The following is an 18,471-nucleotide window of genomic DNA, read 5'->3' on the forward strand; positions in this document are numbered from 1 at the left end:
AGCTGCGGGACGCCACGTCGCGTCCCGACTTGCCCTCATTTTATCGGCGGCGAGGCCTTGCCAAGCTTGACGGAGGGTTCCCGGCCCCAGACCCTCAGCTTGCCGAGTTCGGTGACGAAGGCGGCGATGCCATCTTCCCCGGGCAAGCTCAGCACGCCCTCGTCGATACTTTCGGAAATTCCCGCCTTTTCAAGCAGCGGCAGTGCCGACGGATCATAGCCGATGAACTTGCAATGCTGGAAGGCGTCGGCGACGAAGTCGCGAGCCGTAGCCTCCTTGACGAGATCCTCGATGGCCGCCGGCGAGGTCAAAAGTGCGATCGCATCGAAAAGCACCGAGGGTGCGCCATCGATCATATGCTGCGCTTCGATCCGAGTGCCGTCCGAAGCGGTCACGCCACCGACCTTCGGAGCGATCAGTTCGAAGACGGCTTTCTGCCTGAGGAGCGCTGTTGTCAGGCCCTTGAGCAGTTTGGCGTCGACGCCGTCGGTGATCAGGATGCCAAGCTTGCGCCCCTCGAAGCGTCCTGGACCGCGTTTCACAATGCTGAGCGCCGGTGAGGGCTCCAGGTCCTGGCGCGTTGGAATGGCGGCTTCAGCTGGTTTCGGCAGAGACTGCAATCCGAGTTTTTCTGCGACGGTGGTCGCCAGCGTTTCGTCGATATTGATAAGATGGGATACCATCCGCTCGCGGATGATAGGATTTTCGACCTTGCTGAGTTCGAAGGTCAGCGCCATGGCGATGTGGCGCTGCTCGGGCGGCGTCTGGCTGATGTAGAACTGGCGCGCCTGGCTGTAATGGTCGGCGAAGCTTTCCGGGCGCAACCTGAGCTTTGGACCTTGTTCCTCGGACGCGAAATGTCGAAAGCCTTTCTGAGGCGATTCCCGTGGACCCTCTCCCCAGGAATTCGGCTGGTAGTTGACCCGGCCGACCGGATTGCGCATCGCCATGTGACCGTCCTGCTGAAAGGTATGGAAGGGACACTTGGGCGCATTGATCGGCAGATGCGTGAAGTTCGGCCCGCCGAGGCGCTTGAGCTGAGTGTCCAGATAGGAAAAGTTCCGGCCCTGCAGAAGCGGATCGTCGCTGAAGTCTATCCCCGGTGGAACGTTCTGCGTCATGAAGGCGACCTGTTCCGTCTCGGCGAAGAAATTGTCGGGCATGCGATCGAGCACCAGCCGACCGATCGGTTGAACGGGAAGGATTTCTTCCGGGATGATTTTTGTCGGATCGAGCACGTCGAAATCGAATGTATCGGCAAACTCCTGATCGAAGAGCTGGACACACAATTCCCACTCCGGAAAATTGCCCGACTGGATCGCCTGCCAGAGATCACGGCGATGGAAGTCCGGATCGGCGCCGTTGATCTTGACCGCCTCGTTCCAGGCGACGGACTGCAGCCCGAGCTTCGGTTTCCAGTGGAACTTGACGAATGTCGACTGATCCTTGGCGTTGACGAAGCGGAAGGTATGGACGCCGAAGCCCTCCATGAAGCGGAAGGAGCGGGGGATCGCCCGGTCGGACATGACCCACATGATCATATGCATGCTTTCCGGCGTCAGGCTGATAAAATCCCAGAAGTTGTCATGGGCGGACTGCGCCTGCGGGAATGCCCGGTCCGGCTCCGGTTTCACGGAATGGATGATGTCGGGAAACTTGATGGCGTCTTGGATGAAGAAAACAGGGATGTTGTTGCCGACGAGGTCCCAGTTTCCCTCCTTGGTATACATTTTCACGGCAAAGCCGCGAACATCCCGGGCAAGATCGAAGGACCCCTTGCTGCCGGCAACCGTTGAAAAGCGCACGAAGACGGGCGTCTTTTCGCCTGGGCGCTGGAAGACGTCGGCCCGCGTATAGTCAGCCAGGGACTTATAGGTCTCGAAGAAACCATGTGCGCCGTAGCCGCGCGCGTGGACCACGCGTTCGGGAATGCGCTCATGGTCGAAATGGAAGATCTTTTCGCGGAAGTGGAAGTCATCGATGAGCGCAGGTCCAGGAACCCCAACGTGCAGGCTGTTCTGATCGTCTGCTATGGGTCCGCCTTGGGCAGTCGTTAGAACCGGATGCCCATCTTCGGCGAACTGATGAAGCTCGCCACCTTCGCCGCGATGGAGTTTCTGGTCGTGGATCGTCGCTGTGTTTGTTCTGGCGGGCGTCGACGTTTTCTTGGTCATTGTCTCAATCCCTTACGATATGTGTGAATTGCCGATTGGAGAAAGGCCGCCCTGGTGGGCGGCCTTCTCGTGGGACCTATGTCGGTTCAGGCGGCTTTCTTCCCCTTGGCGTTGGCCGAGGCGAGTGCGAGCTCGGTCAGCTTCTTGTCCGTGGCCTCTTCCTCGGCGAGGTTTGCCTGAAGAAGGGCGACAGCGTCGTTGAGGCCGATCTGCTTGGCCCAGGTGATCAGCGTGCCGTAGCGTGCGATTTCATAGTGCTCGACGGCCTGTGCTGCCGAGATCAGACCGGCATCAAGGGCGACCGTGCCCTTGTATTCCTCCATGATCTCTTCGCCTTCGGCAATGATGCCCTGGATGGCCTCGCAGGTCTTGCCGCGGGCCGGTTTGTCCAAAAGTCCGAAGACCTGTTCGAGGCGTTCGATCTGGCCCTGAGTTTCATCGCGATGCTTGAGGAAACCGGCCTTGCCGTCCTCGGACTGGGCGGCGCGCGCCATTTTTGGCAGAGCCTTCAGGATCTGTTTTTCCGCGAAGTAAATGTCCTTGAGTGTATCAAGGAAAAGGTCGTCGAGCGTCTTGGTGGCTGCCATGATGGGGTCCTTCTGTGGCGAAGCGCTGTTGGTGCTAATCCGTCCTCCCGTCTACCGGGTGCGAACGCATTCCCAATGTCTGCGCGGCGTGATTGTTCCCGTCCCCGACCGTACTGGAACGAAAGACACCCGGTCGGCGGTTGCTTCGCCGCCCTGGCGCCTCCTTGAGGTGAACCTTCGAACCAGCTGGAACGTCAAAGGCCGGCATTGTGCGCCGGCCGCTCGACAGTCTAGCTGGCCTCAGAGCGCGCCAGCTCACAGGATCGGTTTGCCGCCCGTCACGGCAATCGTTGCCCCCGAAACATAGCTCGACAGCGGATCGGCGAGCATCACATAGGCGGTCGCAAGCTCGGCGGGCTGGCCAGGACGTTGCATCGGGACCTGCTTGCCGAAATTCCTTACGGCTTCGTCCGGCATCGTGGAGGGAATGAGCGGGGTCCAGATCGGGCCTGGCGCGACGGCGTTGGCGCGAATGCCCTTCTCCGCCAGCATTTGGGCGAGACCGGCCGTGAAGTTCTGGATGGCGCCCTTGGTCGTCGCATAGGCGAGCAGGTGCGGGCTCGGGCTATCGGCATTGATCGAGGCGGTATTGATGATAGCGCTGCCCGCTTTCATATGCGGGACTGCCGCCTTGGTCAGGTAGAACATCGCATGGATATTGACCTTGAAGGTCAGCTCCCACTCGTCATCGCTGATCTCGCTTATATCCTTGAAGCTTGCCTGATGCGCCGCGTTGTTGACGAGGATAGGCGATGAGAACATCCGCACCCTCGCGGGCATAGTCGATCGCAACGGCCCGTCCGATGCCGCTGTCGCCGCCGGTAATGACGGCCTTCCTGCCGGTTAGTCGGCCAGACCCGCGATAGGTCTGCTCGCCGTGGTCGGGTACCGGCGACATCGCCTCGGTCGTGCCCGGCATGGGCTGGCGCGGCGTATCGAAGGGTGGGGTCGGGTAATTGGCCATTGTCTGTTCCTCCAGGTTTGAGACCGCCGACCGGCGCCAGATGACGTCGGCCAAATGAACTTTCGGTCTTCGCTCGCGGCAGAAGCGGGGCGAACGTTCCGGAACAACAACTCGTCGGTCGGCCGGCAGTTCCCTGTCAGTTCGCAGGGATGACCCAGATCGAACGCGTGCCTGACGCAGCGCGCAGTCGAAACCGAAGCGCGCATTCCACGGGGCAGCGTAACCATCCTTTCAAAACGAATTGTCGGCAGCTGACAACGGCTCTTGACAGGCAATCCCTTGTGATGGAGGGTAAGTAAAGCGTTTTACTAAAGCGGTTTACAAAGCTAATGGCGCAAGGACGAACCCCGGGGTTAAAGGATGTCGCGAAAGCGGCGGGCGTGTCGGTAACGACAGTCTCACGCATGCTGAACGGTTCGCTGGATCTGCCCGCCCTCACCAAGCAGCGTATCGAAAATGCTATCACTTCCCTCAAGTACCAGCCGAACCCTCACGCGCGGCGGCTGAGCCGCGGTCGTTCCGACACGATCGGACTGGTCGTGCCCGATATCGCCAACCCATTCTTCGCCACCATGGTGGCGGCGGTCGAAGAGGAGGCGAACGACCGGGGGCTTGCCGTTTCGCTCTATGCCACTCTCAACCGGACCGGCCGTGAAGTCGCCTATCTCCGGCTGCTCGAGCACAATCACGTCGACGGCCTGGTTTTCGTCACCAACCATCCCGACAACGGAGACCTCGCAGCTCTCATCAATCGAACAGGCAAGGTCATCGTCGTCGACGAAGACGTTCCGCTTGCCAGTGTCCCGAAGCTCTTCTGTGACAACTTTCAGGGCGGCCATCTCGCGGGACGCCATCTGGCGGAGTTCGCTCATCGCGATGTGCTCTATGTCGGCGGCCCTGATGCGATGATCAGCACGCAACGGCGCTTCAACGGATTGCGCAAGGGCCTGCAGGAACGTTTCGGCGACGATACCTCGATCAGGCGCTACAGCGGCGAATATACGATCGCCTGCGGGCGGGACATGGCGCGCCGCTTCCTGGAAGAAGGCATGCCGGCGACCGCAATCTTCGCGAGCTCCGACGAAATCGCCATCGGCATGATCGAAGTCCTGAGGGAGAAAGGAATATCGATCCCCGAGGACTTGTCGATCATCGGCTTCGACGATGTCAGTCCGCTGCACCTCTTTGCGCCGCCGGTGACCGCGATCCGACAGCCGGTGCGCGCCATTGGCAGGCGTGCCCTATCCCTTCTTCTCGAAACAAACTGGCAGGAGAGCAAATCGCTCGCCACCGAGGAACTCGTGCCAGTCGAAATCGTCGTGCGGAACTCCGTTGCGCCGCCGTCGACCTATAATAAGCAACGAGAACAAAACCAGAGGATGAGAACATGAAACAGATCAGACGTCGGGCGTTTACCGCCGCTCTTGCCTTTACCGCGCTTGCCGGTGCAACGCTCGGAGCCTCACTTGCTCAGGCTGCAGGCAAGACCTATGCGCTGGTGCAGATCAACCAGCAGGCCCTTTTCTTCAATCAGATCAATGAAGGTGCACAGAAGGCGGCGGATGCTGCCGGCGACAAGCTCGTCATCTTCAACGCCAACAATGAAGCGGCCGCACAGAACAGCGCCATCGAAAACTACATCCAGCAGAAGGTCGATGGCCTGATCGTCGTCGCAATCGACGTCAACGGCATCATGCCTGCCGTCAAGCAGGCTTCGGATGCCGGCATTCCGGTTGTCGCCATTGACGCGATCCTGCCGGATGGTCCGCAGAAGTCGCAGATCGGCGTCGACAACGGCAAGGCCGGCGCCGACATGGGCGCCTATTTCCTCGACTACGTGAAGAAGAACATGGGTGGCAAAGCCAAGTTCGGCGTGGTCGGCGCCCTGAACTCCTATATTCAGAACGTTCGCCAGAAGGGCTTTGAGGACGCTGTCAAGAGCGACGGCATCGAGACGGCTGGCGTCGTCGACGGCCAGAATATCCAGGACAATGCACTTGCCGCTGCCGAAAACCTGATTACTGGCAATCCCGACATGACGGCGATCTATGCAACCGGTGAACCGGCTCTCCTCGGCGCGATCGCCGCTGTCCAGAGCCAGGGCAAGCAGGACAGCATCAAGGTCTTTGGATGGGATCTGACCGCGCAGGCGATTTCGGGTCTCGACGACGGCTACGTGGTTGCCGTCGTCCAGCAGGATCCTGCCGGCGAAGGCAAAGCCGCGGTCGAGGCTCTTGCCAAGCTGACCGCAGGTCAGAGCGTTGAAAAGAGCATCTCCGTTCCGATCACGATCGTGACGAAGGAAAATGTCGAGCCGTACCGGGCCGTCTTCAAATGATGACGGACAACCGGCCTGTTTATGCCGGGGCCGGGGAGGCGCAAGCCTCCCCGCATTCCTCCGGCTCGTCCGTCCGGACACCTGCTGTTTCACTGCGCGGGATCCGCAAGACTTTCGGCTCGCATCAGGCGCTGCGTGGCGTCGATCTCGACCTCTTTCCCGGCGAGTGCCTCGGGCTTGTCGGCGACAATGCGGCCGGTAAGTCAACACTTACCAAAATCATCTCCGGAACCTATCTGCCGGATGAGGGGACGATTTCGCTGAACGGTGAGGAGGTCCATCTCTCCGGACCTGCGGACGCCCGCGGCCGCCATATCGAAATGGTCTTCCAGGATTTGAGTCTCTGCGACCATATCGATGTCGTCGGCAATCTGTTTCTTGGGCGCGAACTCACCAGAGGTCCGTTCCTCGATCGTCAGAAGATGATGAGCGAGGCGCGCAAGATGCTGGATGCGCTGGAAATCCGCATTCCGCGTCTCTCCGCCAAGGTCGAGAAGCTGTCTGGCGGTCAGCGCCAGGCGATCGCAATCGCCCGTGCCGCTTCCTTCCAGCCCAAGGTTCTGATCATGGATGAACCGACATCGGCCCTTGCTGTTGCCGAAGTCGAAGCCGTGCTCTCGCTGATCAATCGGGTCAAGGCGAAGGGTGTTTCCGTCGTCCTCATTACCCATCGTCTGCAGGATCTGTTCCGTGTCTGCGACAGGATTGCCGTCATGTACGAAGGCACCAAGGTTGCCGAGCGGGATATCGGCAAGACCAATCTCGAGGATCTCGTCAAGCTCATCGTCGGGGGAGAAAGACATTGACCGTCTACACCGAACGCGCCAAGGGCTCACCGATGGCGGATTTTCTGGGGGAGAATGCCCAGGTCCTGTCGATCGCCTTCTTCTTTCTGGCATGCCTCGTCTTCTTTTCACTGACGACCACCACCTTCATGACGACGGGCAACATCCTGAACATAGTGCGCCAGGCGGCGCCCATCCTCGTCGTCGCCATCGCAATGACCCTCGTCATCGTGACCGGCGGGATCGATCTGTCCGTCGGTTCGATGCTGGCCCTGATCAACGCCGTCGCTGCCATTACTCTTGCGACAGGCATACCCTGGCCGATCGTCTCGATCGGCATGCTCGCCTTCGGCGGCATCGTTGGTCTGCTGCAGGGCTGGTTCATCGCCTACCAGAACATTCCAGCCTTCATCGTCACCCTTGCCGGGCTTTCCATCCTGCGTGGCGTGGCCCTCTACCTGACGCAGGGCTATTCCATTCCGATCAATAACGAGCCCGGCTTCTTCTACCTGGGGCGCGGCGAGCTGGCGGGCTTTCCCGTTCCGGCACTGATTGCGATCCTGGTCGCAATCGTCGGCTACGTCATCATGGCGGTCACCAAATATGGACGGCAGATTATCGCGGTGGGATCCAACATGGAGGCGGCGCGTCGCGTCGGCATGCCGGCCAAATGGATCGTCGCCTCGGTTTACCTCGTATCGGGCGTTGCCTCGGCGCTCGCCGGTCTTTTGATCGCGGCCCGTCTCGGCTCTGGCTCGTCGAATGCCGCTGTCGGCTTCGAACTGCAGGTCATCGCCGCGGTCGTGCTCGGCGGCACTTCCCTGATGGGCGGGCGCGGCACGATGATCGGCACGGTGCTCGGTACGATGACCATCGCCGTCATCGGCAACGGCCTGATCCTGATGCATATCTCGCCCTTCTTCACCCAGATCGTTACCGGCGCCATCATTCTGGTTGCCATCTGGCTGAACACCCGCATCTTCACCGCAAACTTCCGCCTGGCGGGCAGGAGGAAAAGCTGATGGCAACGGACGAGCTTTCGCCGGGTCATGTGCGATCCGGGAATGTGATGACGGTCTCGGGGCCGGTTCCGGCGTCAGAGATCGGCGTCACGCTGATGCACGAGCATATTCTCAACGATTGCCGCTGCTGGTGGCATGCACCGAAGACCTCCGAGCGGCAATATCTTGCCGAAGGTTTCGTCTGCATGGAGATCCTCGGCGAACTCAGGCAGGACCCTTTCGTCAACAAGCACAACATCACCCTCGACGATGAGCAGCTTGCCGTGACGGAACTCCAGGACTTCGCCGGCCTCGGCGGTCGAACGGTCGTCGAGCCAACGTGCCAGGGCATCGGCCGGGATCCTCTCGCCTTGCTGCGGATTTCCAGGGCGACGGGACTGAACATCGTCATGGGTGCCGGGTTCTATCTTGGTTCCTCGCATCCGGCCAAGGTCGCCGGCATGTCTGCTTCCCGGATCGCCGACGAGATCGTCTCCGAAGCCACCGTCGGCGCGGATGGTACCGACGTGAAGATCGGCCTGATCGGCGAGATCGGCGTGTCCTCCGATTTCACCGCCGAGGAGGAAAAGTCCCTGCGCGGTGCTGCCCAGGCGCAGGTGCGCACCGGTCTGCCTTTGATGGTCCATCTCCCCGGCTGGTACCGCCTGGGCCACAAGGTTCTCGATATCGTCGCCTCCGAAGGCGGCGATCTCAGGCATACCGTGCTCTGCCACATGAACCCGTCACATGACGATCTCACCTATCAGTCTGAGCTTGCCGCCCGCGGCGCGTTTCTCGAATATGACATGATCGGCATGGATTTCTTCTACGCCGATCAGCAGGTGCAATGCCCGAGCGACGAGGAGGCGGCTCGCGCGCTCGTCAAGCTCGTCGAGATGGGGCATACCGATCGCCTCCTGCTCTCCCACGACGTCTTCTTGAAGATGATGCTCAAGCATTACGGAGGCAACGGCTATGCTTATATCCTGCGCCACTTCCTGCCGCGCCTGAAGCGTCACGGTCTCGATGACGCGACGCTCGATATCTTCATGCGCGCCAATCCGAAATCCGTCTTTCAGGCCAGCGCCTGACCGTGACATAAAAGAAATGGAAACATCATGACAAAGAAGGTTCTTCTCGTCGGCGAAAGCTGGGTCAGTTCCGCCACGCACTACAAGGGTTTCGACCAGTTCGGAAGCGTCACGTTTCATCTCGGCGCCGAGCCGCTCGTTGCGGCACTCAAGGGCAGCGCATTCGAGCTGACCTACATGCCGGCCCATGAAGCGGTCGAAAAATTCCCCTTCGATATGGCGGGGCTCGACGCCTTCGATGCGATCATTCTTTCCGATATAGGCGCTAATTCCCTGTTGCTTCCCCCGGCGGTCTGGCTGCATTCGAAGACGGTTCCGAACCGATTGAAGCTGCTCAAAGCTTGGGTTGAAAAGGGCGGCGGTCTGCTGATGGTCGGCGGCTATTTCTCGTTTCAGGGCATTGACGGCAAGGCGCGCTGGCGCCGCACGCCGGTTGAGGATGTCCTGCCGGTCACGTGTCTGCCCTATGACGACCGAGTGGAAATTCCGGAGGGAACGACGCCGGTCCTCGTCAAGTCCGATCACGCCACGGTTGCCGGCCTGTCGGATGAATGGCCTCTGCTTCTGGGCGTCAACGAGGTAGAAGTGCGCGAGCGCGACGATGTCGAAGTCATCGCTCGCCTGCCGGAAGAGCAAGGTGGCCATCCATTGCTGGTCACAGGCCGCTTCGGCAAAGGCAGAACCGCCGCCTGGACTTCGGATATTGGGCCGCACTGGCTTTCGCCTGCCTTCTGCGAGTGGGAAGGCTACGGGCGTCTCTGGAAGAATATCCTCGGCTGGCTGACAGAGGCGAAGTAGGCGTCATTCGCCGGCGAGGATGCCGGCGAGTTCCGCCTTGGTCGGGAAGGCCGAACGCGTCCCGCGGCGGCTGACGGTAATGGCCGCCGCCGCAGTCGCATGATGAATGGCTTTGGCGTCGAGCGTGGTCGATCTGAGCGCGGCAGAGGCGAGGGCGACGGCCATGAATGTGTCGCCGGCACCGGTCGTATCGACGACCTCTGTGACACGGGCAGGAACGGTTGCCAGCACCTGATTGCCGCTGGCAAGGATCGCCCCGCTGCCGCCGAGGGTGAGCACGGTCTGCGCCACCCCGGCTTCGGCGAGGCGGTGGATCGCGGCCTCGCCGGATGATCCGGTCAGGCTTTCGGCCTCGCCCCTGTTGAGAAAGGCGATGTCGATGAACGGCCAGAGCTCGGCGAAATAGGGCCTGAGCGGCGATGGGTTGAAGGCGGTCGTCAGGCCGCGGCGTCTGGCTTCGGCAAGGATGCCGCGGGTCACGTTTTCGCTGAGGTTGCCCTGCAGCACGACGAGGTCGCCGCCGACCGCATCGCCGAGCGGGGCAAGCGCCTCGGACAGGGTCAGTGCCTCGGCCGAGTCCGTCGTCGTGACGATGGCGTTTTCGCCATCAGGCGTCGTGAAGATGATGGAGAAATCGCTGGAGCGGTGAGGGCTGCCCAACAATCGGGCGTCCAGCGCTTCACCAGCAAGCTGGTCGCGGATCGTCTGGGCGCGAAAATCCTCGCCGACGGCTGTGACCAGCGTCGTGGGAAGGCCGGTGCGGCCCATTACGACGGCCTGATTGGCGCCCTTGCCGCCGAGGTCGCGGGTTTCCTCCCGACCGAGGATCGAGGCACCCGCTTCGGGCATGGACATTACAGAAATGGTTTCGTCGATGGCGACGTTACCGATGACATAGGCACGCATGGCGGGCTTTCAGAAGGGAAAGAAAAATGCAGCAGATATCGGATAAGGCCACAAGCGCCATACGGGAAATATTCGGCACTGACAAGGCGCTGATCGGCATGATCCATTGCCCGCCTTTCCCGGGTGCTCCACGCTACCGCAACGCGGCAATGGATTCCATCTACGACACCTGCATGCGCGATGCCGAGGCGCTTGTCAAAGGCGGTATTCATGGATTGATCGTCGAAAATCACGGCGACATCCCCTTTTCCAAGCCGGAGGATATCGGCCACGAAACCGCAGCCTTCATGTCTGTCGTAACCGACCGCATCTCTCGTGCTGTCGGCGTGCCACTCGGCATCAATGTGCTTGCCAATGCGCCGATCCCCGCTTTCGCGATCGCGGCCGCCGGTGGCGCACGCTTCATCCGCGTCAACCAGTGGGCGAACGCCTACGTCGCCAATGAGGGCTTCATGGAGGGCCGCGCTGCCGAGGCCATGCGCTATCGCTCGCTGCTGCGTGCCGAACATATCAAGGTGTTTGCCGACAGCCACGTCAAGCATGGGGCACACGCCATCACCGCCGATCGGACGATCGATGAACTGACTCGCGATTTGGCCTTCTTCGATGCGGATGTGGTGATCGCTACCGGCCAGCGAACGGGCAACAGTGCAACGATGGAGGAGATCGAGGAAATCGGTGCTGCAACCCATCTTCCATTGCTCGTCGGCTCGGGCGTGACCAAGGATAATATCGTCGAGATCCTCAAGCGCACCAACGGCGTCATCGTCGCTTCTTCGCTGAAGGAGGGTGGCGTCTGGTGGAACCCTGTGGAGCCGGCCCGTGTCGCAGCCTTCGTCGAAGCCGCAAAACCCGGTCTGGAGTTGTGACGATCATGGTATCTCTCTCCGAACAGATGCTCGACGAGAACCGCGACGTCTTTGAAGCCATGGTCCGCCACCGCTTTGTCGAAGACATCAAGGCTGACCGTCTCCCGAATGAGGCCTTCGAACGATATCTCGTCTTCGAGGGTGCCTTCGTCGATACGGCGATTGCGATCTTCTCCTATGCCACTGCAAAGGCCGGCACCATCGAGGAGAAGCGCTGGCTGATCGGTGTGCTGGACGCGCTGGCAAACCAGCAGATTGCCTATTTCGAGAAGACCTTCGCAGCTCGCGCCATCGACCCCGCCAGCTATGACACCGGCCGAGCCGATGTCGCTGCGTTCCGAGAGGGAATGCTGGCGATTGCCCGTGACGGCGGTTTCCTCGATACGATCGCCGCCATGTTTGCCGCCGAATGGATGTACTGGACCTGGTCGACCGAGGCCGACAGAGCGGCCATCAGCGATCCACTTCTCAAGGAATGGGTCAGGCTTCATGCCGAACCGGAATTCGAAGCGCAGGCGCGCTGGCTGAAGGCGGTGCTGGACGAGGCTGGCGAGACGATGGATCTTGCCGAACGCAAGCGATTGAGCGCCATTTTCGGCCGGGCCCAACGCCTTGAGATCGACTTCCACGAAGCAGCCTATTCCTGAGAGCCCGCGCAATGACTGGCAATCCCGTTATCAATGAAGCACGTCTGCAGGAACGCCTGGATCGGTTTGCCGAGATCGGCGCGACCGCGGGCGGCGGCGTCAATCGCCAGGCTTTGACGGAGCTGGATCGAAAGGCCCGGCTGCTGCTGGCAGAGTTAGCAGAGGCGCGCGGTTTCGGCGTGTTCCAGGATCCCGCCGCCAATCTCTTCATCCGCCGCCCGGGCAGGGACGAGGCGGCGACGCCGCTCCTGATCGGCAGCCACCTCGATAGCCAGCCGTCTGGAGGCCGCTTTGATGGTGCGCTCGGAACGCTGTCGGCCTTCGAGGTCCTGGAAAGTCTTGAGGATGCGGGCGTTGAAACCGGAAGGCCGATCGAGGTGGTTGCCTGGACCAACGAGGAGGGATGCCGCTTCGCACCCGGCTGCATGGGGTCGTCAGCCTTCTCCGCAGGCGAAATTCCGCTTGCGTGGTCCGACCTCATCGCAACCGATGGCGTATGGTTTGACGACGAGCTGAGAGCAACCGTTGCCAGTCTTCCGCAGGCCGCGATGCGCGCTCTCGGCTTTCCTGCTTACGCGTATCTCGAAGTGCATATAGAGCAGGGACCTTCTCTGGAGAAAGAGGATATCCCTATCGGTATCGTCACCGGCATTCAGGGGACGCGGTGGCTGGAAGTGACAGTCTCGGGCCAGACCGCCCATGCTGGGACCACCGCACTCAACTATCGACGAGATCCGCTTCGCGCGATGATCGCGGCCCTCGACGGACTCTACGCCAGTATCATGCCTCAGGACGATCGTGCCCGATTTACCGTCGGACGTATCGCCGTAGAACCCGGTGCCATCAACGCCATCCCGCAGACGGCGCGATGCACCATCGACATCCGTCACCCGGATCCATCAGAGATGGAGCGGCTGAGTGCGACCATCGAGCAAGTCTTTGGTGAACGAGCCCAAGCAGAACGTTGCCAGGTTGCGCTCAGGCAGACCTTCAATATGCCGCCGGCCAACTTTCCTCAAAAGGTGCTGGATGCATTGGACAGGGCCGCGGTGAAAGGCGGACTGGCAACCAGGAGAATGTTGTCAGGTGCCTTCCACGATGCGCTGTTCGTCAACCGGGTCGCGCCCGCGGCAATGATCTTCGTGCCTTGTCGCGATGGCCTCAGCCACAATGAAGCCGAATATGCGGCGCCGCATCATGTTGTCTCGGGCGCGCGCATGCTGCTGCTGTCGACGATCGAAATCCTGGAAGCCGAGGTTTGAGCAAGGCTTTGGATCGGGATTGATGGCGACAAACGCCGCATTGATAGATGGCCTGTAGCGGAGATGGTTGCGCGCTTGAGGAAGGTGCGGATCAGCCCGCAAGCGGATGTATCAAGAAAGTGCGGGTGGTCGGGCCGGCGGACGTGGCGCCCAATGGTGTGCCTGAGCGTCATTCGCCCCGAGGAAACCGCTGGTTTTCCTCCAGCACGTTCAGATCCATATGATTGCGCATATATCGCTCGGCTGCTTTCTGCAGGGGTTGATAATCCCAGGGATAGTAGGCTCCCTCGCGCAAGGCGGGATAGACGACCCAGCGCCGAGCCTGACTTTCTCGAACCGCTTCATCGAAAGCTGCAAGGTCCCAACGTAACTTCGCCTGATCGAGAAGCGTGTCCAATGTGTTCGCATAGGCCGGATCTGCGGCCAGATTGACAAGCTCATAGGGATCGGCCTGAAGGTCGAACAGCAGGTGTGGGTCCTTCTCGCAAACCGTCAGTTTGAAGCGCCCGGCGCGAATGCCCACCAGCGGTGCGATCGATCCTTCTGCGGCATATTCCATCAAAACCGGACCGCGGGCTTTCGCGCCATTCAACAGCTGTGACAAATCTTCGCCGTCCGTCCATTTGGCAATCGCCGAAATATCCAGGCCGGCAAGGCATGCGAGCGTCGGTGTGACGTCAAGAGTGGAGACCGGCTGATCGATCAAGGCGGGTTTCCACTCGGGTGCCGATATCATCAGCGGCACGCGCGCAGACCCGTCGAAGAAGCACATCTTGAACCATAGGCCGCGCTCGCCGAGCATGTCCCCATGGTCCGAGACGAACAGGATGACGGTATTGTCGCGCATCCGCCCCCGCTCCAGCACCTCGAGGATTTCCCCGACTTTCTCGTCGATATAGGAGATGTTGGCGAAATAGCCGCGCCTGGCCCGACGGATCTGCTCGGCGGTAATATCGAAGGCCGTATAGTCGCAGGCTTCGAGCAGACGCTGCGAATGCGGATCCATCTCGTCGAAAGGCGGTGCCGGAACAGTCGGGTCAAGGGCCGGGCAGTCCTCGTAGAGATCCCAGAATTTGCGCCTGGCGACATAGGGATCGTGAGGATGGGTGAAACTGACGGTCAGGCACCAGGGACGCTCGTCCTGCCGGCGTGACAGGTCGTAGAGCTTGCGGGTGGCATTGTAGGCGACCTCGTCGTCATATTCGAGCTGATTGGTGATCTCGGCGACCCCCGCGCCGGTGACCGAGCCGAGATTGTGATACCACCAGTCAATCCGCTCTCCAGGCTTGCGGTAATCGGGCGTCCAGCCGAAATCGGCCGGGTAGATATCGGTCGTCAGGCGCTCCTCGAAGCCGTGCAGCTGGTCAGGGCCGACGAAATGCATCTTGCCCGACAGGCTGGTGTGATAGCCGGCGGACCTGAGATGATGCGCATAGGTCGGAATATCCGAGGCAAATTCGGCCGCGTTGTCGTAGACGCGCGTCCGGCTCGGCAGCTGGCCCGACATGAAGGAGGCGCGCGCCGGAGCACACAGGGGGCTTGCCGTGTAGCTATTGGCAAAGCGGATCGAACGTGCCGCGAGTGCCTTGAGATGCGGCGCATGCAGGAAGTCGGCCGGCCCGTCCGGAAACAGCGTGCCGTTCAGTTGGTCGACCATGATGATGAGAATATTGGGACGGGCCATGATATGTCGCTGCTGTTCGTGTTCGATGGCTATTAGGCGGAAGGGCTTACGGATGTGTCCACCACCAGTTGGCGAACGCCTGACGGAACCGTCTTGTCGGCGGGGCGAGTGCCGATCGGATCCATTATCCTCTTCAGAAGCGGCGCTGGTCGTCGCATGAGTGATCCTCTTGGCGGCGTGGGTCGCAATTGACACATTAACGATAGCCGACTGCGTGACTGCGCACTATCGCCTCGCCGACATCGGTTGTTCCGGACAAGCGCGGGGCCTGTTTTCCAGCGACAGACTTGCCGGCGACACCAAGGGTCGCGGCAAGACAGGCGTCGCGGCGGAGTGCGTGCATGATGCGGTATTGGCTGGCTGGCCATCGCCTCGACAGCATCTTGCGAGCACGCGGAAGGATCTTCATGTCGATCGCCCGACCGATGCCCACCGAAGAGGGCATTCTGGAATTTCTGGAGATTTGCGAAGGCTTTTATCCACCGGACGCGGTCGAAGCATCAATCCAGCAGCAACGGCAATGGTATGATGCACTCTGCGCGCGGTTTGACCACCTTCTGCCGCAGGGGCTGGTCTATGCCGATGGCATGGTGCTGCGTATACCGATCCGCCGGTATCGGCCGCGGACAATCACGACATCAACTGTTCTCCTTTATCTTCACGGCGGCGGCTTCGTTGTCGGCTCGCTCGAAAGCCATCACTCGATCTGTGCTGAAATCGCCGATTTTGCCGGCGCTGAACTTGTTTCCGTCGATTACCGGCTGGCACCTGAGTACCGCTGGCCGGCGCAGAGCGAGGATTGTTTCCTCATCTTGAAACACCTGCTGTCGTCCGTTGGCAGCAAGGTCGTCATCATCGGCGATAGCGCCGGCGCCAATCTGGCGGCCGGGCTTGCGATCAGGGCGCTGGAGGAGGCGCTACCCGGTGTTGCCGGTCAGGTTCTCGTCTATCCGGCGTTGGGTGGCGACCTGCAGAAGGGTTCCTATGTGGAAATGGCAAATGCACCTGGCCTGACCACGGCTGATGTCGCCTATTATCGCGACGTCCTGCAGGCTCCGTCGCGCCACCCTGTGGCCGCGCCGCTTCATGCGGGTTCGGTCGAGGGGCTTGCACCCGCCTTCATCACGGTCGCGCGGTTCGATCCCTTGCGAGACGACGGGCGCACCTACGCTGCCCGGCTTGCGGAGGCCGGCGTGGAAGTCTGGTTCCGCGAGGAACCGCAGATGGTGCATGCGTGGCTACGTGCCCGCCATATGAGCGAGGGTGCCCGGGCCGGCTTCAAGGCGGTATGCGAGGCGGCACGGCTCTTCGCATCGCGCTGACGGTTACATCAGATCGCGAGCGATTGCCGTCTCGCCAAAATCCTTCTCAAAGATTTTTATTCCGCCTTCATGGGCGATGACCGTGGCGGCGATGATCCAGTGCGTTGCCGTGCAACCGATCGATGCGGTCGCAACCGTCGTCACGGACCAGCCGGGACGCTGCATGTCGCAGGTCCAGGTAGATTGCCCCGTCATCGAGAGCGGGTCATCCGGCGAAATCGACCATGTCTCATCCCGCACCTGGCGCGTGCTGAGCCCGGTGTCGGGATGCTCGAAAAGGCCGGTATCTTCGTGAATGCGGTATTCTGTTCGATTGGCGGAAAGCTCCCTGATGACCTGTCTTTTGGTCTCCGCCGGCGCATGCTCGATATATTTCGGCAGTGGATCGGGATTGTCCGGTTCCTTCACGGCGATGAGGCGATGATCGGTAAGTATCGGCAGGGCAAGTTCGATTGAGGCCGTATCGATGACAAGGCCGGGATCAGTCGGCGGCGGCAGGATCATCGGCCAGTAGGCCGTCGAAAGCGAAAGGCGAATGCGATGGCCGGCGCGAAAGCGGTAGCCGCAGGCATCGAGCAGCAGGCGCACCGACGTCCGCTCTCCGCTCTTCACGGGTTTGGGCTCGGCATTGCTATCACGATGAGCAAGATTGAGAACGCCGAAGGAAACGCGTGTCGCAGTACCGTCCTCATGCACGTCGACGAGCCGCACGCAGAGATTTGCGGTCCTCTCCTCACAGCGAAGCGCCAGGGTAACAACAGGCTGGCCGAGATAGTCGTGATCTTCGGCAAGTGGCGCGGTCTCGAATGTGAGCGAGCCGGCATCGTCCCCGCGCTGGTCGATGGCCATTTCGGCATCCGGTTTCAGCGTGAAATATTCCCCCGATGCTGTTCCTGTATCGAGCGGCGAGCGCAGATAGACCTCGTGCGCCAATGCCTGCGGCTCGGCCTTACCTTCCTCGATCCGGCCCGACGAACCGACGTGGAAGAATTGCATTGCCGGTGCGCGCCATGCGTCCATGGCGACCCAGAAACCGGGATCGGCATCGCGGCGTGGGGCAGGGCGCACGGCATCGAGGATGTAGGCGCGAAGCTGCGGCGTATTTTCCGCACCGTTTTCTTCGCCGCGCAGCCAGCGGTTCCACCAGGCGATCGCTTCGCCATGGAAATCGGCGCGCGGCTTTGGAAAGGCGAAATGCGGATATTTGTGAACCCAGGGACCAATCAGCGCCTTGGCTCCCTCCCCAAGCCCCGCGATCGCCTTCAGCGGCGTATTGCGATAGCCGTCGGCCCAGCCGGCAATCACCAGCGCCGGGATCTCCACGCCTGAGAAATCCTCACAGATCGAACCGTGTTTCCAGAACGCGTCGCGTCGCTGGTGGCTAAGCCACTCCTCCATAAAAAAGGGCTCGTTTTCCAGCCGCCCCAGCCACATGTCCTTCCAGCGATCACCGACGATGGCAGGATCGGGCGGGCGGGACTGGTAGCCGAGCATGGTCGCCGCCCAGGAGAGCTGTGCGGAAAGGTGACAGCCGTTCTTGTAATGGATGTCGTCATTATAGCGGTCGACGGTCGAGGCGATCGAGATGACGGCCTTCAATGCCGGGGGGCGAAGGGCTGCGACCTGCAGGCTGTTGAACCCGCCCCAGGAAATGCCCATCATGCCGACCGAGCCATTCGACCAGGGCTGGGCAGCGATCCAGGCGATCAGTTCGCAGGCATTGGCAAGCTCAAGCTCGGTATATTCGCCATCGATCACGCCTTCGGATTCGCCCGAGCCGCGGATGTCGACACGCACACCGGCAATGCCGGCGGCGGCAAAGACCGGATAGGTCGACTCATCACGCAGGCTCGTTCCATCGCGCTTGCGATAGGGCAGGAATTCGAAGACGGCCGGCACCGGATCGGCGTCCGCACCGTCGGGCATCCAGATGCGTGCGGCAAGGCGCGTCCCGTCACTGAGCGTGATCCACTGGTTTTCGATCGTCGTGAAGGAGCGTTGGCTCATGGTTCTCCTTGGAAGCAATCTTTCAGGCGGCCGAAC

16 protein-coding genes and 1 pseudogene are annotated in these 18,471 nt (G+C 61.0%); 10 read left to right on the forward strand and 7 right to left on the reverse strand.

What is annotated here, in order from left to right; genetic code table 11:
* Window positions 1-35 precede the first annotated feature (35 nt).
* The 3 genes and pseudogenes from katE to ACR9ZQ_RS31915 form a co-directional block, all read right to left on the reverse strand.
* Entirely contained in the window at window positions 36-2,174 is a 2,139-nt protein-coding gene (gene katE / locus ACR9ZQ_RS31905; RefSeq protein ID WP_481429641.1) for a catalase, read from the reverse strand.
* Window positions 2,175-2,260: 86 nt separating this feature from the next.
* The gene (locus ACR9ZQ_RS31910; RefSeq protein ID WP_310381764.1) at window positions 2,261-2,761 is read right to left on the reverse strand and encodes a YciE/YciF ferroxidase family protein; all 501 of its coding nucleotides are present in this window, start codon (window positions 2,759-2,761) and stop codon (window positions 2,261-2,263) included.
* Between the two features lie 255 nt (window positions 2,762-3,016).
* A pseudogene (locus ACR9ZQ_RS31915) lies at window positions 3,017-3,725 on the reverse strand (SDR family oxidoreductase).
* Window positions 3,726-4,054: 329 nt separating this feature from the next.
* Here ACR9ZQ_RS31915 and ACR9ZQ_RS31920 point away from each other — a divergent pair.
* The 6 genes from ACR9ZQ_RS31920 to ACR9ZQ_RS31945 are packed head-to-tail and all read left to right on the forward strand — an operon-like array spanning window position 4,055 to window position 9,738.
* Window positions 4,055-5,116 carry a LacI family DNA-binding transcriptional regulator gene (locus tag ACR9ZQ_RS31920; protein ID WP_310381768.1) on the forward strand — a complete coding sequence of 354 codons (1,062 nt, stop codon included), beginning with the start codon at window positions 4,055-4,057 and terminating at the stop codon, window positions 5,114-5,116.
* Window positions 5,113-6,063, forward strand: a complete 951-nt coding sequence (locus tag ACR9ZQ_RS31925; protein ID WP_310381770.1) for an ABC transporter substrate-binding protein — start codon at window positions 5,113-5,115, stop codon at window positions 6,061-6,063. Before ACR9ZQ_RS31920 ends, ACR9ZQ_RS31925 begins: the two co-directional genes overlap by 4 nt.
* On the forward strand, window positions 6,060-6,869 hold the full coding sequence (locus ACR9ZQ_RS31930; RefSeq protein ID WP_405049695.1) for an ATP-binding cassette domain-containing protein: 810 nt from the start codon (window positions 6,060-6,062) through the stop codon (window positions 6,867-6,869). The genes ACR9ZQ_RS31925 and ACR9ZQ_RS31930 overlap by 4 nt, the downstream gene beginning before the upstream one ends.
* Window positions 6,866-7,870 (forward strand): ABC transporter permease, encoded by a 1,005-nt coding sequence (locus ACR9ZQ_RS31935; protein ID WP_439018240.1) that lies wholly within the window; start codon window positions 6,866-6,868, stop codon window positions 7,868-7,870. Before ACR9ZQ_RS31930 ends, ACR9ZQ_RS31935 begins: the two co-directional genes overlap by 4 nt.
* Window positions 7,870-8,940 carry a phosphotriesterase family protein gene (locus tag ACR9ZQ_RS31940; RefSeq protein ID WP_481429642.1) on the forward strand — a complete coding sequence of 357 codons (1,071 nt, stop codon included), beginning with the start codon at window positions 7,870-7,872 and terminating at the stop codon, window positions 8,938-8,940. The genes ACR9ZQ_RS31935 and ACR9ZQ_RS31940 overlap by 1 nt, the downstream gene beginning before the upstream one ends.
* 27 nt (window positions 8,941-8,967) lie before the next feature.
* Window positions 8,968-9,738 carry a glutamine amidotransferase gene (locus ACR9ZQ_RS31945; protein WP_481429643.1) on the forward strand — a complete coding sequence of 257 codons (771 nt, stop codon included), beginning with the start codon at window positions 8,968-8,970 and terminating at the stop codon, window positions 9,736-9,738.
* 3 nt (window positions 9,739-9,741) lie between these two features.
* On the opposite strand, the gene ACR9ZQ_RS31950 is transcribed toward ACR9ZQ_RS31945, so the two are convergent.
* The gene (locus ACR9ZQ_RS31950) at window positions 9,742-10,644 is read right to left on the reverse strand and encodes a PfkB family carbohydrate kinase (protein ID WP_481429644.1); all 903 of its coding nucleotides are present in this window, start codon (window positions 10,642-10,644) and stop codon (window positions 9,742-9,744) included.
* Window positions 10,645-10,670: 26 nt separating this feature from the next.
* Here ACR9ZQ_RS31950 and ACR9ZQ_RS31955 point away from each other — a divergent pair, with 26 nt between their 5' ends.
* From ACR9ZQ_RS31955 to ACR9ZQ_RS31965, 3 genes are read left to right on the forward strand one after another with little or no spacing between them, the layout of a single operon-like run.
* Complete coding sequence (locus ACR9ZQ_RS31955) at window positions 10,671-11,513, forward strand: BtpA family protein (protein ID WP_481429645.1); 843 nt, start codon at window positions 10,671-10,673, stop codon at window positions 11,511-11,513.
* A gap of 5 nt (window positions 11,514-11,518) precedes the next feature.
* Window positions 11,519-12,160, forward strand: a complete 642-nt coding sequence (locus tag ACR9ZQ_RS31960) for a TenA family protein (RefSeq protein ID WP_481429646.1) — start codon at window positions 11,519-11,521, stop codon at window positions 12,158-12,160.
* 11 nt (window positions 12,161-12,171) lie between these two features.
* A complete protein-coding gene (locus tag ACR9ZQ_RS31965) occupies window positions 12,172-13,422 on the forward strand; it encodes a Zn-dependent hydrolase (protein WP_481429647.1) in 1,251 nt (416 codons plus the stop codon).
* A gap of 169 nt (window positions 13,423-13,591) precedes the next feature.
* Here ACR9ZQ_RS31965 and betC read toward each other — a convergent pair whose 3' ends face one another.
* Window positions 13,592-15,106 (reverse strand): choline-sulfatase, encoded by a 1,515-nt coding sequence (betC, locus tag ACR9ZQ_RS31970; RefSeq protein ID WP_481429648.1) that lies wholly within the window; start codon window positions 15,104-15,106, stop codon window positions 13,592-13,594.
* Between the two features lie 196 nt (window positions 15,107-15,302).
* Entirely contained in the window at window positions 15,303-15,515 is a 213-nt protein-coding gene (locus ACR9ZQ_RS31975; RefSeq protein ID WP_481429649.1) for a hypothetical protein, read from the reverse strand.
* On the opposite strand from ACR9ZQ_RS31975, the gene ACR9ZQ_RS31980 reads away from it, so the two are divergent.
* Window positions 15,514-16,428: an alpha/beta hydrolase gene (locus ACR9ZQ_RS31980; RefSeq protein ID WP_113325556.1), complete on the forward strand. Its 915-nt coding sequence runs from the start codon at window positions 15,514-15,516 to the stop codon at window positions 16,426-16,428. The genes ACR9ZQ_RS31975 and ACR9ZQ_RS31980 overlap by 2 nt on opposite strands.
* Before the next feature lie 3 nt (window positions 16,429-16,431).
* Here ACR9ZQ_RS31980 and ACR9ZQ_RS31985 read toward each other — a convergent pair whose 3' ends face one another.
* Window positions 16,432-18,435, reverse strand: a complete 2,004-nt coding sequence (locus ACR9ZQ_RS31985) for a CocE/NonD family hydrolase (protein ID WP_481429650.1) — start codon at window positions 18,433-18,435, stop codon at window positions 16,432-16,434.
* Between the last annotated feature and the right edge of the window lie 36 nt (window positions 18,436-18,471).

The sequence above is a fragment of the Rhizobium sp. KNZ14-9A genome, assembly GCF_056755015.1.

Bases quoted from the DNA above. Each gene is read 5' to 3' on its own strand.
- ACR9ZQ_RS31910 (WP_310381764.1), bottom strand. From the start codon at position 2,761: ATGGCAGCCACCAAGACGCTCGACGACCTTTTCCTTGATACACTCAAG.
- ACR9ZQ_RS31950 (WP_481429644.1), bottom strand. From the start codon at position 10,644: ATGCGTGCCTATGTCATCGGTAACGTCGCCATCGACGAAACCATTTCT.
- betC (WP_481429648.1), bottom strand. From the start codon at position 15,106: ATGGCCCGTCCCAATATTCTCATCATCATGGTCGACCAACTGAACGGC.
- ACR9ZQ_RS31975 (WP_481429649.1), bottom strand. From the start codon at position 15,515: ATGAAGATCCTTCCGCGTGCTCGCAAGATGCTGTCGAGGCGATGGCCA.
- ACR9ZQ_RS31930 (WP_405049695.1), top strand. From the start codon at position 6,060: ATGATGACGGACAACCGGCCTGTTTATGCCGGGGCCGGGGAGGCGCAA.
- ACR9ZQ_RS31945 (WP_481429643.1), top strand. From the start codon at position 8,968: ATGACAAAGAAGGTTCTTCTCGTCGGCGAAAGCTGGGTCAGTTCCGCC.
- ACR9ZQ_RS31980 (WP_113325556.1), top strand. From the start codon at position 15,514: ATGTCGATCGCCCGACCGATGCCCACCGAAGAGGGCATTCTGGAATTT.
- katE (WP_481429641.1), bottom strand. From the start codon at position 2,174: ATGACCAAGAAAACGTCGACGCCCGCCAGAACAAACACAGCGACGATC.
- ACR9ZQ_RS31920 (WP_310381768.1), top strand. From the start codon at position 4,055: ATGGCGCAAGGACGAACCCCGGGGTTAAAGGATGTCGCGAAAGCGGCG.
- ACR9ZQ_RS31955 (WP_481429645.1), top strand. From the start codon at position 10,671: ATGCAGCAGATATCGGATAAGGCCACAAGCGCCATACGGGAAATATTC.
- ACR9ZQ_RS31965 (WP_481429647.1), top strand. From the start codon at position 12,172: ATGACTGGCAATCCCGTTATCAATGAAGCACGTCTGCAGGAACGCCTG.
- ACR9ZQ_RS31940 (WP_481429642.1), top strand. From the start codon at position 7,870: ATGGCAACGGACGAGCTTTCGCCGGGTCATGTGCGATCCGGGAATGTG.
- ACR9ZQ_RS31925 (WP_310381770.1), top strand. From the start codon at position 5,113: ATGAAACAGATCAGACGTCGGGCGTTTACCGCCGCTCTTGCCTTTACC.
- ACR9ZQ_RS31960 (WP_481429646.1), top strand. From the start codon at position 11,519: ATGGTATCTCTCTCCGAACAGATGCTCGACGAGAACCGCGACGTCTTT.
- ACR9ZQ_RS31985 (WP_481429650.1), bottom strand. From the start codon at position 18,435: ATGAGCCAACGCTCCTTCACGACGATCGAAAACCAGTGGATCACGCTC.